The following is a 16,127-nucleotide window of genomic DNA, read 5'->3' as shown; positions in this document are numbered from 1 at the left end:
CGGTTAGGATGACCTGAGCCAGGATGGCCGAATGGTAAGGCGCACGCCTGGAAAGCGTGTTCCCTTTGGGATTCAGGGTTCAAATCCCTGTCCTGGCGTTTCTGTCGAAACCGATCGACGAGCAACGCGGGTCGGATTTCAGCAGAAACACAACCGTCAGGATTTGAATCAGGGAGGTCGCGCACAGCGAGCAGAGCGAGCGCGTTCGACCGTGGTTCAATCCCTGTCCTACTGTTACTGTGCCTCGAGAGCGCGACACTCATCGGCGTTCCTCGGTGTGTTTTGCGACGCGTTCGTCGATCTGCTTGTCGAGGTCGCCGATTTCTTCCTCGACCTGCGTTTGAACTTCCTCGCCGATCCGGTCGTCGACCTCGGCAGCGACCTCGTCTCCGACCTGCTCCTCGACTTCCGCCGCGACCTGGTCGTCGACTTCGGAGGCGACCTGCGTCTCGGCCTCTCGAGAGACCATCTCCTCGAGAATCCGCTCGTAGATCGCCATCTTCTCCCAGATGCGAAGCAGGTACCCGACGACGAGTCCGCCTTCGAACGCCGCGATCCGCGGGTCGACGCGGAACGCGAGAACCGCGAAGCCGGCGATGAAGAGCAATCCGTACACCAGCTCGATGTGAAACTGCGTCTGTTTTCCCTGAAGACGACTTCGAACTGCCATCACACCACCTCTAGCGAACGTTCTCGTTGCGAAGCCAAAAACGTGGCTCGCCTCACAGAGCGAGGTGGTACCGCCGTGCGACGCCGAAGACCAAGAACGCGGTCACGCCCGCGACCGTCGGCGTCGCGATCCACGTCGCCACGACTCGCTTGACGGTCGTCGGATCGAACAACTCGAGTTGATCTGTGGCCCACGTCGCCCGCTCCTCGGCGGTGAGGCCCTCGGGTCGGGCGATCGCTTCGAGGGGAACCCTGCGGCTCGCCTGCCCCCAGCCGAGGCCGATCACGCACGTGGTGAGCATGACGGCGAGACTCGCCGGAATGCCGGCCCAACTCAACCCGGTAATGATCGACGCGGCGATCAGTTCGACGACGAGCGATGCCTCGAGCGAGAGGTCGGTGATGTCCTCCCCGACGGTGCCCATCGTTCTGGGCCCGAGAACGAACGCTCCCGCACCGATCGCCACGCCGCCGAGGGCGACGCCGGTCGTCATTCCCATCCGTCCGGAGCCCACCAGCGGCGCGACGGCGTTGGCGACGTTCGATGCACCGGCGGAAAACGCCATGTAACAGCCGATGCCGATCACGGCGAGTTCGGCGACCCGACCGCGCTCCTCGGCGTCGAAGTCGAGTCGGGCCACGATATCGTCGTAGAGGTAGCGGCCGATGAACGCGCAGATCCAGAAGGCGAGGATCGGCGAGATGAGCCACCACATGACGACGACGCCGACGGTCCGCCAGTCGAGGACGCCGAGCGCCGCCCCCATCCCGACCACCGCGGCGACCGCGGTGATGCTCGTGCTGGTCGATACCTTGAGGACGTTGCCGAGCAGGATGCCGAGTCCGATGAACAGGAGAATGCCGATCGATGCGCCGAGGGTGAGAGCGCCCCGCGGCACGAATTCCGTTCCCAGCGTGTCGACGACGTTCGTCCCGAGGGTGAAGCCGCCGAGCAGCACGAATACGGCCATCAATCCGGATGCCTGTCGCATCGACAGGACACCGCTTCCGGTCGCCGGACCGAACGCTGCTCCGGTCGACGATCCTCCGATATTGACGCCCACGAAGACGGCCACGGCTATGCCGACGATATATATCACCGACAGCGCCATACGCCGGTTCTATGACGCTGCATCCGCAAAAGAACGCCGGTCGGAGCCGCGGCGCGGCAGTGCGACCGGGTAACGGATTCGTGACTCGGGAAGACCGGCGACTCACCGACGACAGGGATAGCGACAAAGAGGACGAGTTCCGAAGGGTAGGGGTACAGGGAAGGAGCGCGTTAGCGCTCGAGTTCGATCGGCGAATCGGTCGCGATCCAGCAGTCGGGGTCATCCGGATCTCTGAGCTCCAGATTGCCGCTCTGACACACCACCATTTCGTACTGGTCGTTCATGATGACCCCGTTGGCGACTCCACCGGGATCGGATATCGTAACAGGGCCCGTACCGGCCGCCCAAATCGGGGTAAGCGCTTCATACTACTGTGTGCGGGCGTCTTCTGGACTGATATTTCGCGGCGTCGAGCGGCAGTGAACGGCGAGTCCGATCGCTACTGAACTGTCACGGAGACAGTGACTGGACAACTCTTTGGCCCAGCGACTCGACGGTCGAGTATGTGCGGTCGCTACACGCTCGTCGTCGAGCAGGACGACCTTGAGGCGCGCTTCGACGCCCGGTTTCGGGACTCGGGATTCACCGCTCGATACAACATGGCTCCCGGCCAGGAACTGCCAGTGATTACGAACGAGGAGCCGGAGACGTTCCAGCGCCTCGAGTGGGGGCTGGTGCCCTCGTGGGCCGACGACGATAGCGGCGGGCTGATCAACGCGCGGGCGGAATCCGTCGACGAGAAACCGAGTTTTCAGGCGGCATACGAGCGACGGAGATGTCTCGTTCCCGCGGACGGCTTCTACGAATGGGTCGAGACGGACGAGGGAAAACGGCCCTATCGAATCGGCTTCGCGGACGACCGGGTGTTCGCGATGGCCGGCCTCTGGGAGCGCTGGGAACCGGAGACGACCCAGACGGGACTCGACGCCTTCGGTGGCGGGGTCGACGACGAGACCGAGGGCGGTCCGCTCGAGACGTTCACGATCGTCACGACCGAGCCGAACGACCTCGTCGCGGATCTGCACCACCGAATGGCGGTGATCCTCGATCCCGCTGCCGAGCAGCGGTGGCTGTCCGGCGAGGATCCGCAGGCGCTGCTCGAGCCGTATCCGGCCGACGGGATGCGGGCGTATCCGGTGTCAACGGCGGTGAACGATGCGTCGACGGACGAGCCGTCGCTGGTCGAACCGCTCGAGTCGGCGTGATAAATCGTTTCGGCCACCGATCCGTTCAGACGGCAATACCTGTCGTCGGCTCCCGGCAACGACGGCTCAGTTCGTCACGACCGTGACCGGCCCGTCGAAACCCAACACCACCTTTTGCGTGGTGTCTCCGAACAGGGCTTTTCCCGTGGGTGAGCGGTTCCGGCCCGGCAGGAAGATATGGTCGCACTCGTGTTCCTCGGCAGCCTGAAGAATGACGTCGCCTTTTTTGCCCACGTCTCCGACGGCTTCGTACCGAATCTCGAGGTCGGAAAGGACATCCGCTGCGACGTCCCGTGCGAACTGTTCCGCCCCTTCGCGGGCATCATCGGCCGTGTACTCACCGCCCGAGCTAGCGATCGATGACATCGCTTGCTTGCGAGCAGCGTATTCCTCATCGGTCGTCGCGTGAATGAGCACGACGGATGCGTCGACCCCGTTGGCGAGCGATCCGGCTTCACGGACGAGTTCTTTGGCTTCCTCCGTCGGCTCGACGACGACGAGCGCTCGTTCCATATCTCATATAGTATAACGTGACACGTAAATCCGGCGGGAGCACCACTTCCGCTCCCACTCCTGCTCCTCTCGGAACGCTTCGTCTCAGACGCTCCGTTCCCGCCTCGAGAGGCGCTTACAGCGAGGGCAGCGCGAAGTCCCGATTCTCTCGAGGAAGTGAGGAGCAGACGAGAGATGGGAATACGGATCCGAAACCGGTTCGCTGGCCCGTAGCGACGGACAGCGTTTAGACGCCGGTCGAGTACCGCAGAATACCGGCGAAGCCGCCGAAGGCGTTGAGGAGCTGTTCGCCCTTCTCGAAGTCCGTCGAGATGAACTTGGTCTCGGTGCCGCGCTGTTCGGCGATATCGATGAGGTGGTCGATGGCGTCCTCGCGGTCTTCGTCGGTCGCCTCAACGTCGGTGCCACACTCGGTACAGGTGTGTGTCGGCGTCGACTTCCGGCGGTCGACCACCTCGCGCTCGGTGGTGCCGCAGTCGGGACAGTCGTAGGTGATCACGTCCTTTCGAAGGTCCTCGCTGATCAGGAGGCGGTCGACCGACCCCATCATCAGGTTCCGGCGGGTCGGCTCGAAGCCGTAGGTCGCGAGGTCGCCGGCGTTGAGTTCCTCGAAGAACTCCTCCATCACCTTCTTGTCCTTCATCACCTCGGCGTCGGCGAGCGCGTCTTCGGCGTTGTCGACGAGGTCCTTCAGGCCGGATTCGTCGGTGTAGGCCACGTCGAACTTGCCCAGGACGGTGTCCTGTAGTTCGTGGTGGAGGTAGTCGCCGTCGAGGAACTCGTCTTTGGTCGGCGAGGGCCCGCCGACGAGAATCCCGTCGAGTTCGTGGCGTCGCGGCACGAACAGGTCGTTCGCCATCCCCGCGACCTCCTGGTAGAAGTTGTCGATGGCCTCGAGTCGCAGCCGGGCGAATCGCTGGGCGGACTGGCCACCCTTTCGCTGCTTGCCGGGAACCAGCGAGGAGGCGGACTTGACCGGTTCGATGCGCTTGCCCTTCAGCCAGCCGACGTTGGCCTCGCGGCGGTCGAGGACGATCAGGCCGTAGAGGCCCTTGTCGGCGAGCATCTCCTCGAGCGGCTCGGTCAGGAAGTCCGAGTCGCAGTGATAGCGGAAGGACTCGATGGGCTGGGGCGGGCTCTCGAGGACCTTGGTGACCATTTCGGTGCGACCGCCGCCGGAGTCGACGGCACCGGAGAAGAGCACGATGCCGTTGTCCGGTGGAAAGGTGTCGAAGTAGCGGAGTCGGTCCTTGATACTCGTCAGCGCGTCCTGGACGGCCGTTCTGGTCTGTTTGGACTTGATGTTGGCCGCTTCGCTGTGTTCTTGCGTGACGTGCTGGACGACGTCACTGATCTGTCTATCGTCGGGAATGTAGATCGTCACGAGCTGCGTTCCGGAGCCGTCGTAGTCCTTGAGGTCCTCGATGACCTTCCGGAACTCGTACTTTTTCCGGTCCGAGTGCTCCTGCTCGCCCTCCTGGCTCATTAGCCGTATAAAACGGGGCTGTGGGTAAGAATCCTTTGACACACCTGCCGACGTGGAACCGTTCGCCGATCACTGCCGATATCACCGGCTGCCAGCGCGGGGTCAGAGCGGGCCCGTCACGTGTCGGTGACGGAGTCAGAGCGAACGTCTGGGGCGGTATCGACGACCTGTTTTCCGCCTGTAACGACGAGGGTGACGTGGTCACGATTTAAGGTGGTGCCGTTCTACTGTCCGGACAGTATCAGAGTATGTCTCATGAGACGGTCTACGCCATCGCGAGCGGGAAGGGCGGCGTCGGGAAGACGACGACGACGGTCAACCTCGGCACGGCCCTCGCAGAGGCCGGCGAGCGCGTCGCTATCGTCGACGTCGATCTCGGCATGGCGAACCTCGCCGGGTTCGTTAGCCTCACACCCGACTCGACCACCCTCCACGACGTCTTAGCCGGAGCTGCATCGATCGACGACGCCACCTACCGACTCGCGGACAACATCGTCGCCGTCCCCAGCGGAACCAGCCTCGACGACTACGCGGAAACGTCCCCCGAAGGACTCCGCGAGGCCGTCGACGAACTCCGGTCCGAGTTCGACTACGTCTTCCTCGACGTCGGCGCCGGCATCAGCCACGAGACCGTCCTCCCGCTGGGACTGGCCGACGCCGTCGTCCTCGTCTCAACGCCCGAGCCCGCAGCCGTCCACGACTCGAAGAAGACGATCGAGTTGACCGACCGCGCGGGCGGCGAGATCGCCGGCCTCGTCCTCACTCGCACCCGGCCGGACGGCGACGTCTCCCACGACGAGCTCGCCGACCGCCTCGAGGTTCCCCTCCTCGGGACGATTCCCGAAGACCCCGCCGCTCGAGACAGCGTCTACGCCGGGACACCGCTGGTCGTCTTCGAGCCCGACGGCCCAGCCGCCGTCGCCTACCGTCGTCTCGCGGCCGAGCTGACCGGGATCGAGATCGACGAGCCGGAGCCCGATCACGACACCAGTGGAGACAGTACCGCGTCCACTGATGCCGCAGAACCGACGGCCGAGCCGAATGCGGACGACGGCGATGAAAACGAAACCGATCACGAAGCGGCACAAACCGAGCACGAAGCGGCGCACGACGATGTCTCGAGCGCGATTACGGAAGCCGAATCGGACACCTGACGCGCCACCGGTGCCAGCTTCAGCGCCCTCTCCCCAGAATCCACTCAGTGGACTCCTTCTCGGGACAGACCCAGCGAATCAGTCACCGGTAGGTGGCACCTGAACCGCCTGTGGCGAACGAGAACAGCCGTTTCGGGAGTCACGCTCGATATCTTCACTGGCCGTTCGTACTACAGACTGGTCCGCTCCGTCCGAGTTAGGCGTCGGTTGACTCAGTTGGACTGTCTGCAATACCGATGCGTGATACCGCTATAGTGTTCTCTACACCGGTATCGGGACGGTACAGCGGCGTTTCAGCGCTCGAGATAGTAACGAACTGATTACTAATCACTGCCGTTCTCGATGCCTTGCCCATGGAGCGACGAAAGATCCTCCTTGGCAGTGGCGCAGCGCTCGCAACCGTGCTTGCCGGTTGTTCCAGTGACGAAACCGGCGATGAATCCAACTCGAACGACGACGGCGACGAGTCGCTCTCCGACGACGGGAACGACGGAACGGATGGAACTGATGGGACCGACGACAAACCCGACATTCCCGGGCTCGACCATGACAAGCTGAAGATCGACAGCGAGAAGATTTCGATCAAAGACGTCAATAAGGACGGTGATAAGGTCGATATCGTCGCGACGACCACCACCACCGACCCCGACGTGCTGATGGCCGAACTCGAGTCGCTCGCAAGCAATATCGAATCAGCGATCTCCGACCCCGAGGCGTTCGTGGCCGCGGTCAAGAGCGTCACCTGGGTGCTCGAGTCCGACGGCGCGAAGGTGATGTCGTTCTACGTCGACGTCCAGTGGGCGCTCGCGTACATCAACGACGAGATGGACGAGGACGAGTTCATCGGTCGCGTTCTCGAGACGACCGAAGAAACGAATTGACTGCCCGCTCGGTGGCGGAAGCGGTGTTCTTTCGGTCGCAATAGTGAACAGCCGTGTGGTCAACCAGCTACATCGACCGCGGCGCGGCCACGCCCAGAATTGAGAGGGCGTTCGCGACCGCGTGTTTCGAGGCCGCGACCAGCGCGAGTCGAGCCTCGCGAACCTCGGGATCGACGTCGTCGGCCAGCACTGGACACTCCCGGTAGAAGCCGTTGAATCGGTCGGCGAACTCGCGCGTGTAGGTCGCGATCTGATGTGGCTCGAGGTCGTCCGCCGCTTCGTCGACGACCGCCGGGAAGCGCGCGATCGTCTCGAGCAAGTCCCGTTCGGCCTCGGTCTCGAGCAGGTCGGCGTCGACGGCGGTCTCGACGTCGTCCATGCCGGTTTCGGGGTCGATTCCCGCTTCCTCGAGAATCCCGCAGCAACGCGCGTGGACGTACTGGACGTAGGGCGCGGACTGGGCCTCGAAGTCCAGCGCGCGGTCCCATTCGAAGGTGATCGCCTTCGTCGGCTGCTTGGAGACGATATCGTAGCGGACCGCGCCGATCCCGACCTGATGGGCGATGCGTTCGATGTCGTCCTCGTCCAGATCGTCGTCGCGGATGCGGTCGTCCAGCCGATCCTCGACCTCGTCGCGGGCGCGGTCGATCGCCTCGTCGAGCAGGTCGTCCAGATCGACGCCCGTGCCGCGGCGCGTGCTCATCTTCCCCTCGGGGAGGTTGACGTACGAGTAGAGCACCTGCCGAAGCTGGTCGGTCTCGTTACCGAGCAACTCGAGGGTCGTCCGGACCTGCTTCGCCTGTAGCTTGTGGTCCTCGCCCAGCACCGTCACCGCGCGGTCGTACTCGTCGAACTTCCACTCATGGTGGGCTAGGTCGCGGGTGGCGTAGAGCGAGGTGCCGTCCGAGCGCAGAAAGACGAGGTTCTTGTCGATGCCGTGGTCCTCAAGTTCGAGCTGCCAGGCGTCTTCCTCGTAGACCGATTCGTCGAGTTCTTTGAGCCGAGCAACGAGGTCGTCGGTCGCGCCGTTGCGCATGAACCGCGTCTCCTTGACGAACTCGTCGAACTCGGCGGGCAGGCGCGCGAGACACTCCGTCATGCCGCCGAGGACCTGATCGACGACCTCGCTGACCCGTTCGTAGGCCTCGTCGTCGCCCGCCTCGAGGCCCTGCATGATCGATTCGATCTCTGCTTCGGCGGCCTCGACCGCTTCGTCGGGCGCGTTCTCGAGGAAGGCGTTGCCCTTCCGGTAGTAGCGCACCAGATCGTACTCGATGCGGTCGCGCTCAGGCTCGTCCTCGAGGTCGTCCTCGTCGAACGTCTCGTAGGCCCAGGTGAAGACGGCCATTTGTCGACCGGCGTCGTTGACGTAGTAGTGGCGGTCCACGTCGTAGCCGGCGTAATCGAGCAGGTTGGCGACGGCGTCGCCGATGATCGGGTTCCGGGCGCGGCCGACGTGGACCGGTCCCGTCGGGTTCGCGCTCGTGTGCTCGACGACGACTGACTCCTCGCGGTCGGCGAGGCTACCGTAGGTATCGTCGGTCGCCGCCTCGAGCGTCGCCGCGAGGTAGGCGTCGCTGGGCAGGAAGTTGAGGTAGGGGCCCTGCGTCTGCACGTCCGAAACGTAGGTCAGTTCGTCGGCGTCGATCTCGTCGGCGACCTGCCCGGCGACCTGCGGCGGGGGCGCACCCGCTTCGCCGGCCAGTCGGAACGCCACGCTCGAGGCGAGGACGCTCTCGACGTCGTCCGGCGGTTCTTCGATGCCGAGATCGTCCGTCGGAAAGCCGAGTTCGGAGAGCGCCCCCTCGAGGGCGTCCTCGACCTCCGCGCGTAGGGAGAGGAACATACCCGCCCGTATTCAGGGCTCAAGTAAAGGAATGTCGGGTTTCGTCTCGGCGCGCCGTCGCGCAGCGTCGAACCGAAACGGAACGGTCAGTCTACCGTTCGATCGTTGAACGACAGCTTGCGGTCGACGGGGTCGAGACGGTTCGAGCCGTCCGGGAGTTCTGCCTGAACCTTGTCGATCAGGAGGTCGATCGCCATCCGGTTTGCGCCCTCGGGAATGATCACGTCGGCCTGCTTCTTCGTCGGCGCGACGAACCGCTCGTGCATCGGTTTGACCGTCTCGAGGTACTGGTCGATGACGCCCTCGAGGTCGCGCCCGCGCTCGATGACGTCGCGTTCGATCCGGCGCAGAATGCGGACGTCCGCGTCGGTCATCACGTACACCCGGAGATCGAGTAGCTCGCGGATCTCCTCGTCGTGTAAGGCGAGAATTCCCTCGAGGACGAGTATATCGGAGGGCTCGACGGTGACGCATTCGTCCGTGCGGTTGTGCACCTCGAAGTCGTACTGGGGCATCTCGATCGGCCGACCTGAGAGTAGGGTCTCGAGTTGCTCCCGGAGCAGTTCCCACTCGAACGCGGACGGGTGATCGTAGTTGACCGCCTGGCGTTCCTCGAACGCGAGGTGAGAGAGGTCCTGGTAGTAGTTGTCGATCGGGATCCGCGTGACCGCCTCACCGACGGTCTCCGCGACCGTGCGTGCGACCGTCGTTTTCCCGGCTCCCGTGCCGCCGGCGATTCCGATGGCGAACGACGGTGTGCTCATCGTCCGAATCTGGGTCGGGTCGCTAATGAATCCCCTGATCCCGCGCCGTCTCGATCCAACGGATCGGTCCACTCCTCGAGTGACATCGCTCACTCGGGTAACGCGGCGGCCTCGCGGAACCGCTGTTCGTGGACCGGTCGAAAGGTCTCTCCGGACGCATCGAACGCCGCCGGCGTCCAGAACCGGGCGGCCGTGGCATCGCTCCCGGCCACCGGCTCCCCCTCGGCGTCGGCCAGATCGGCCACGTAGTGGACCGTGACGACGTGTTTCCCCTCTCGGGGCGGCATCGTCGATGCGCTCAGAACCTCGAGGTCGGCGGGATCGACGCTGATACCGGTCTCTTCTTCGAGTTCGCGAGCGGCCGCTTCGGGGGGCTCCTCGCCGATCTCCATGTGTCCTCCCGGGATCGTCCACTCGCCGACGCCCGGCGGGACGCCGCGCTCGACGCAGAGGACGGCGGACTCCGTGCCGGATCGGTCGACTACTGCGACGCCGGCACAGGGAACCGGGTTGTGCCAGGCGATCCGTTCGCAGGCGGGACAGCGCTTGCGCTCGCGGTTCTCGAACGTGAACGACTCGAGGCGGGTGCCGCAATCGGGGCAGAACGTCGGCGGTCGACTGACCATCTATCGGACCGTCAGAACCGGCGGTTCATAGTGTTTTCAATCCGCTTCCTGTCAGTGGGACGACGACGTCCGCGTCGTCGTCGAGGACGCCGGCCTCGCGGTACTGTTCGAGGGCCGTCGGCGCGACCGCACAGGTCGGCTCGACGTAGAACCCGTTGCGGTGGAGTCGATCCAGTGCGGTCTCGATCGGGTCCCCACCGACCGCGATCGCGTCGCCGTCGGTCTCCTCGATCGCCTCGAGGATCTCGGTGCCGCGGGCCGGTTCGGTGATCCGAATCCCGTCGGCGATATCCGTTCCCGCATCGTCCGCGTCGACGGTATCACCGCCGAGTGCCGCGACGATGGGCGCACAGCCGGCCGCCTGCGCACCGAGTAGGCGGGGCATTCCGTCGACGATGCCGGCCTCGTTCAACAGCGAGAAGCCCCGGTACGCGCCGAGGAAGAGCGTGCCGTGGCCGATCGGGAGGACGACGGCGTCGGGGACGGTCCACCCCTGCTGGGCGGCCACCTCGAACGCGAACGTCATCGTCCCAGCGTAGAAGGCGGGATTCCAGGCGTGACTGGCGTACCAGCCCTCGCCCGTCTGTCTCGGTGCACTGCTTCCGTCGGTTCCCGCCCCGTCGTCTCCGCCCGCGTTGCCTTCGACGGCCCGGAGACAGGCCGCCGTGACGTCTTCGCGCGTCCCCTCGATTCGAACGGGACGAGCGTCGGCCCGCTGGATCGCCATCAGCTTCGACTGCTTGACGTCCGCCGGGACGAAGATGTCCGCCTCGAGCCCGGCTCGAGCAGCGTAGGTCGCGATCGATGCACCCGCGTTTCCGGAGGAGTCATCGATGACCTTCTCGACGCCGAGTTCGACGGCCCGCGAGAGGGTCGTCGTCGCGCCGCGGTCCTTGAACGACCCCGTCGGAAACACGTACTCGAGTTTGAACTGGGCGTCCCACTCGGGGGCGTCGACAATTGGCGTAAACCCCTCGTAGAACGTGACGTGCTGTTCGATCGGAATGAACTCGAAGAACGTCCACAGCCCCTCGCTCGTGTCCAAACTGTGGAGCGGGAGCGGATCGCCCTGCGGGTGGGGTCGTTCGGTAAACTCCAGGCCGCGACCGCAGGCACAGCGCCACGGTTCGTCCGGACCGGCCTCGTAAACGGTACCACAGTCGGGACACGTGAGATTTGCGGGCATTGTTAGTAAGAGTCGATATCGGTTCCGACCGAGCAGACGTATTCGCCGGTCGCGACCTGTGGAAGTCGACGGATCCGCCAGAGGATCCCGTTGCTGTTGGCGGTGACGGTCGACTTCGGCTCGCCGAACGGGGTCGTCACCTCGAACAGCGTCTCGCCGCTCGCGACCCGGTTGCCCAGTTCCTTCTGGAGGTCGACGAGGCCGCCACTGGGAGCGCCGTACTGCTCGAAGCCACTGGCCCGAGTCTGCCGTGTTAGCTCCGCATCGCTCTCGAGGAAGCCGTAGTACCGGAGGACGTTGAAGACGCCGTCGACACCCTTCCGGATGCTCTCCCGGTCCCAGCCGACGGCACCGCCGAGTTCGGGGTCGACGGTCGGGATTCCCTCGTTCGGTGCGGCGCGAGCCAACTGGCCGTCCGGTCCCTTCTGGTCGAGGATGTAGCCGCAGCCGAAGACCTTCGCGAGTTCGAGACACTCGTCGTAGAGGCGATGGCGCGTTCCGCATCGCACCCTGACCTCGTCGAGCATCCGACTAGTCGAGCCCTGATGGAGGTCGAGGATGATGTCTGCCCGGGTCGCGACGTCGAACGTCGCGGCCGCGATCCGCTCGCTCGAGGTGCCGTTCTCGTTCCCCGGGTACGCTCGGTTCATCTTCGTGTCGTCGATCGGGTTGCGGTGTTCGGCGACCTGAAACGCGTGATAGTTGACGATCCCGACGATCAGAATCGTTCCCGAAATGGTGGCGGGATCGAGTTGGGGCACGACGCGCTGGATAACGCCGACGCCGTTGAGCTCGTCGCCGTCACTGGCAGCCTGCATGTAGAGGGTGTCTCCGGAAGCTGCGCCGTTGATCACGGCGACCGGGAGTCCGAACGGGCTTCCGTCTCGTGTCTCGCCGACCTCGAGACGGCCCGTATCCATCTCACCGGGCCCCGCGCTCGCCGTTCCGAGCGTCGTCGTCATATGTCCATCACGATGGAGCCGTTTGCCTTTAGACTATCCTTTGGTATCGATCAGCGGGCACCCGCTTCGAGGGCGGGAGGACGGTGGATCGATCCGTTTTTCGGGACGAACGCGGACCCACTATCGATCAGCCGGTGAGGACGGCCCGAAGCGCGAACCGGAGGTTTTCCCGCCGTTCCATGACTCGGCGGTAAAAGTAGGATAGCCACCGATCGCCGTATGGAACGTACTGCCAGACCTCGTACTCCTCGGCTAACTCGTACTGGACGTCCTCGCGCACGCCCATGAGCATCTGGACCTCGAACGCGGTGCCGTAGCGGTCGTGGAGCGCCGTCGCGTACTCGAGCATCGCCGGATCGTGACTTCCCACCGCGATTCCGCCGTCGTAGTGTTCGAACGCGTACTCGAGCAGGGCCCTGTACTCCTGATCAACCCGCTCCCCGTCCGTGTACGCGACGTCGGCCGGCGGATCGTAGGCGCCCTTGACGAACCTGACCTTTCCCGGCACGTCGGCGAGCCGTCGCACGTCCGCTCGAGTCCGTCGGAGGTTGGCCTGCACACAGATGCCGACGCCCCCTCCCCGCTCGCGAACGACCGCTTCGAACGCGTCCAGGGTGGCGTCGGTCGTCGTGTGGTCTTCCATGTCGATCCAGACGAAGACGCCATGATCGGCGGCGGCGTCGACGATCTCGTCCAGCTCCGATCGGAACACGTCCTCGCCGATATCCAGCCCCAGTTGCGAGGGTTTGACGGAGATGCAGGCCTCGAGCCTCGAGTCGGCGATGTCGGCGACGAGCCGGCGGTACTCGGCGGCGTCGGCCTCGACGGGGTCGTACTCGTCGTAGTGTTCGCCCAGCAGGTTGACGATGGCCTTCACGTCGTGATCGTTCAGTTGACGGACGTGCTCGAGCGCTTCCGCAGGAGACTCCCCCGCGACGAACCGGTTCGCGATGGGTGGGATCATATCAGATAGTCTGGGGGCGACGCCTAAGGGTGTTCCTCCGTTTCTCGAGTGGCGACCGGTTCCGACGACTGAGTCGCGCGGGGAGCGGGCTACTCCTCTTTCTCGAGCCCGAACAGTCGTTCGCGGAGGGTTCGCTCGTGCGCCGTCTCGGCGAGCAACACCGAACACTCGACGTCGTCGAGGACGTCCAGTACCAGCGAGCCGCGGACGACTCTCGAGAGCAGCCCGCGCTCGGTCGCACCGATGACCAGCAGGGTCGCGTCCGTGGCCGCGTCGCCGATCGCGGTATCGACGTCCCGATCGTCGACGATCAGTTCGGCGTCACCCAGTCCGTTCTCGTCGGCCCACTCCTCGAGGAACTGCTCGGCCTCCGCGCGGGATTCGTCCCCGGAGAGGGCGTGCAAGAGCGTGACGCTGGAGTCGAACTCGTCGCGGAGCAGCCGGACGACGTCCGCGCCCAGCACCGAGTCCGGACCGCCGGCCGTCGGCAGCAGGATCCGAGAGGGATCGAACTCTCGCCCTTTCAGCATCAGGAAGTCACAGGGGAGGTCGTGGGTCAGTTCGTCGATTCGCGACTCGGCGCGACCGTGGGAGGTCGGCCCCCAGCCCATGACGACCTGATCGGCGTCGAAGGTGCGGGCGGCGTCGAACACCTCCTCGAACGAGCGGTGAGAGAGCACCGTATGCGTCTCGACCGGGACGCCGAACGTCTCGACGTCGGCCCGCGCTTTCTCGAGGAGCTTCTGTGACTCGGCGTCGATCTGCCCGCTTCCCTCGGCGTGCTCGAGCGGCGTCTGGTCGGGCACTTGGACGATGTGAACCGCGTGGACCGTGCCGTCGCGTTGCTTCGCGATGGCGCCGGCGAGCGTGATGAGCTCCTTCTCGGTTCGGGGGTTCGACAGCGGCACCATCACGCGGAAGTCGCCGCCGTTCGTGCCCGTGGCGGCCTTGGCGGCGTCGGGACGGACCGAGTCGGCGGCTGCCACCGCTGCGTCGGGCATCTCCTCGGACCGGTCGAGGATCCAGCCGGCGAAGACGCCGGCGCTCTCGACGCGCTGGCGGGCGTACAATAGGTACCACACTCCCGCAAAGACGACGAGCGCCGCCGAGAGCAGAATGACGAACGGCTCGATGTACGCGATCAGCGCGAACGACGAGATCGTCCCGATGATCGGAACGAAGGGGTATAGCGGGACCTCGAAGTCGGGATCGTAGTCGGCGGGTTCGGCCTCCCGCATGACGATCAGCGCGATGTTCAACAGGCCGTAGACGATCAGGTGGAGCACGGATCCGGCCGTCGACAGGATCTCGAGGTTGCCGAAGAGGAGGAAGCCGATGATGAGCGCGCCGGTGATCAGGATCGACTTGTACGGCGTGCCAAAGCGCGAGTGGATCTCGTTGACCGACGGCGAGATAATCCGCTCTCGCCCCATCGCGAAATTGATCCGCGACGACGAGAGGATCGACGCGTTCGCGCTCGAGGCCGTCGCGAGCAGCCCACCGAGCAGCAACAGCCCCCAGCCGAGCGCGCCGAGACTGAACCCGAAGACGCTGTACTGACCGAACAGTAGTTCGGCCGCTTCGACGACGGCCGTGTCGTTGTTCGCGACGAGCTCATTGGGAACCGCCGCCAGTAACACGAGGAGGAACAGCGCGTAGACGACCGTGACGATGACGACCGATCCGATGACCGCCAGCGGGAGGTTCCGGCCGGGGTTCTTGATCTCCTCGGCGACGGACGTGATCTGAACGAAGCCGAGATAGGAGACGAAGACGATGGCGGTTACCGGGAGCACCTCGCCCGTCGTCCCCGCCGGCGCGAGCGGTCGCAGCGAGTCGAGATCGGCGTTCAGGAGGCCGACGATGGTGAAGACGCCGAGAATGGCGAGCAGCGTGAGCACGATGCCGATCTGGAGCCCGCCGGTCTCCTTGGCACCCATGTAGTTGATGGCGATAAAGAGTGCCGCACCGACGAGCCCGATTGCCTGGGCCGCTGATATCGTCATCGGGCCGAGCGCGAGTGCCGGCGCGCCCACGAGCTGGTTGACGTACTCGCCGAACCCATACATGTAGAACGCGGATGCGAAGGCCAAGCCTAGCCAGTTGGCCCACCCACTGATCGATCCGAACAGCGGGCCGAGCGCACGATTAATGTAGAAGTAGGCACCGCCGGATTTGGGCATCGCCGTTCCGAGTTCCGAGGCCGAGAGCGCCGTAAACAGCGCGGTAACACCGCCGATAACGAAGGTGAGCGCCGCGAGCGGGCCTGTTCGAGCGACGGCGGTACCCGGTAGCACGAAGATGCCGGCCCCGATCATCGTGCCGATGCCGATCGCGATCGCGGAGAGCAGCCCGAGGTCCTTCGCGAGTTCTTCGTCGGCGCTCATGAGATTGCAACCCCGTCATCCCCGCTTACGCGCGTTCCCGATCCGGAGCCGGAGTCGATCACCGGGTCGGCGGTCCGGGGGGCGAACGCGTCTTCCGTGGCCCCGATTCCGTCGGCGACGCGAAGCAGCGCCGTCTCGAAGAACGCATCGAACCAAAACTCACCACCACTCTCACGCCGTCTCGACCGCCGATTCCCCCGGCTGGCCGCGTTCGCTACCGATCCCTCCGGCGGACCGCGCGCACGATTTCGGGCGTTCATTGATACGGATTTGTGAAGGAGAGAGTGATAAACTCCCTGATTACATTACTTGATTCCTAGTTTCCTGACGGTATCTTATTGATTACAAAGCACCGGCGGCATCCACTATTCG

General features: G+C 64.7%; 15 protein-coding genes and 1 tRNA gene. 4 read left to right on the top strand and 12 right to left on the bottom strand.

Translation table 11 applies throughout. From position 1 onward, the window contains the following. Window positions 1-17: 17 nt before the first annotated feature. Window positions 18-98, top strand: a tRNA-Ser gene (locus HYG81_RS25885). A 161-nt stretch (window positions 99-259) separates the two neighbouring features. Here HYG81_RS25885 and HYG81_RS25880 read toward each other — a convergent pair. Further along, a complete protein-coding gene (locus HYG81_RS25880) occupies window positions 260-670 on the bottom strand; it encodes a hypothetical protein (RefSeq protein ID WP_180843073.1) in 411 nt (136 codons plus the stop codon). Between the two features lie 52 nt (window positions 671-722). Then, window positions 723-1,661: an inorganic phosphate transporter gene (locus HYG81_RS25875; protein WP_233289913.1), complete on the bottom strand. Its 939-nt coding sequence runs from the start codon at window positions 1,659-1,661 to the stop codon at window positions 723-725. A gap of 623 nt (window positions 1,662-2,284) precedes the next feature. On the opposite strand from HYG81_RS25875, the gene HYG81_RS25870 reads away from it, so the two are divergent. Then, the gene (locus HYG81_RS25870; RefSeq protein WP_180842525.1) at window positions 2,285-2,986 is read left to right on the top strand and encodes an SOS response-associated peptidase; all 702 of its coding nucleotides are present in this window, start codon (window positions 2,285-2,287) and stop codon (window positions 2,984-2,986) included. 66 nt (window positions 2,987-3,052) lie between these two features. On the opposite strand, the gene HYG81_RS25865 is transcribed toward HYG81_RS25870, so the two are convergent. Further along, window positions 3,053-3,499, bottom strand: coding sequence for a universal stress protein (locus HYG81_RS25865; protein ID WP_180842524.1), 447 nt, complete (start codon window positions 3,497-3,499; stop codon window positions 3,053-3,055). Window positions 3,500-3,725: 226 nt separating this feature from the next. Continuing rightward, on the bottom strand, window positions 3,726-4,985 hold the full coding sequence (prf1, locus tag HYG81_RS25860; protein WP_180842523.1) for a peptide chain release factor aRF-1: 1,260 nt from the start codon (window positions 4,983-4,985) through the stop codon (window positions 3,726-3,728). Between the two features lie 248 nt (window positions 4,986-5,233). Between prf1 and minD the strand changes: the two genes are divergently transcribed. Beyond that, window positions 5,234-6,139 carry a cell division ATPase MinD gene (minD, locus tag HYG81_RS25855; RefSeq protein WP_180842522.1) on the top strand — a complete coding sequence of 302 codons (906 nt, stop codon included), beginning with the start codon at window positions 5,234-5,236 and terminating at the stop codon, window positions 6,137-6,139. Window positions 6,140-6,492: 353 nt separating this feature from the next. Next, window positions 6,493-7,020, top strand: a complete 528-nt coding sequence (locus HYG81_RS25850) for a DUF8159 domain-containing protein (protein ID WP_180842521.1) — start codon at window positions 6,493-6,495, stop codon at window positions 7,018-7,020. A 67-nt stretch (window positions 7,021-7,087) separates the two neighbouring features. On the opposite strand, the gene argS is transcribed toward HYG81_RS25850, so the two are convergent. The 8 genes from argS to HYG81_RS25810 all read right to left on the bottom strand — a co-directional run bounded on the left by argS (window position 7,088) and on the right by HYG81_RS25810 (window position 16,015). Then, window positions 7,088-8,866, bottom strand: coding sequence for an arginine--tRNA ligase (argS, locus tag HYG81_RS25845; protein ID WP_180842520.1), 1,779 nt, complete (start codon window positions 8,864-8,866; stop codon window positions 7,088-7,090). Window positions 8,867-8,952: 86 nt separating this feature from the next. After that, complete coding sequence (gene udk, locus HYG81_RS25840; protein WP_180842519.1) at window positions 8,953-9,630, bottom strand: uridine kinase; 678 nt, start codon at window positions 9,628-9,630, stop codon at window positions 8,953-8,955. A gap of 89 nt (window positions 9,631-9,719) precedes the next feature. Next, a complete protein-coding gene (locus HYG81_RS25835; RefSeq protein WP_180842518.1) occupies window positions 9,720-10,256 on the bottom strand; it encodes an NUDIX domain-containing protein in 537 nt (178 codons plus the stop codon). 25 nt (window positions 10,257-10,281) lie between these two features. Further along, on the bottom strand, window positions 10,282-11,442 hold the full coding sequence (locus HYG81_RS25830) for a threonine synthase (protein WP_180842517.1): 1,161 nt from the start codon (window positions 11,440-11,442) through the stop codon (window positions 10,282-10,284). A 2-nt stretch (window positions 11,443-11,444) separates the two neighbouring features. After that, the gene (locus tag HYG81_RS25825) at window positions 11,445-12,404 is read right to left on the bottom strand and encodes a succinylglutamate desuccinylase/aspartoacylase family protein (protein WP_180842516.1); all 960 of its coding nucleotides are present in this window, start codon (window positions 12,402-12,404) and stop codon (window positions 11,445-11,447) included. A gap of 127 nt (window positions 12,405-12,531) precedes the next feature. Beyond that, window positions 12,532-13,368: a proline dehydrogenase family protein gene (locus HYG81_RS25820; protein ID WP_180842515.1), complete on the bottom strand. Its 837-nt coding sequence runs from the start codon at window positions 13,366-13,368 to the stop codon at window positions 12,532-12,534. A gap of 89 nt (window positions 13,369-13,457) precedes the next feature. Further along, on the bottom strand, window positions 13,458-15,755 hold the full coding sequence (locus tag HYG81_RS25815; protein ID WP_180842514.1) for an amino acid permease: 2,298 nt from the start codon (window positions 15,753-15,755) through the stop codon (window positions 13,458-13,460). After that, complete coding sequence (locus HYG81_RS25810) at window positions 15,752-16,015, bottom strand: hypothetical protein (RefSeq protein WP_180842513.1); 264 nt, start codon at window positions 16,013-16,015, stop codon at window positions 15,752-15,754. Before HYG81_RS25810 ends, HYG81_RS25815 begins: the two co-directional genes overlap by 4 nt. Window positions 16,016-16,127: the final 112 nt, after the last annotated feature.

The organism is Natrinema zhouii, assembly GCF_013456555.2.
GTDB classification, from domain to species: domain Archaea; phylum Halobacteriota; class Halobacteria; order Halobacteriales; family Natrialbaceae; genus Natrinema; species Natrinema zhouii.
The sequence above is the reverse complement of the archived record's forward strand: the minus strand, read 5'-3'. Positions and strand labels throughout refer to the sequence as shown.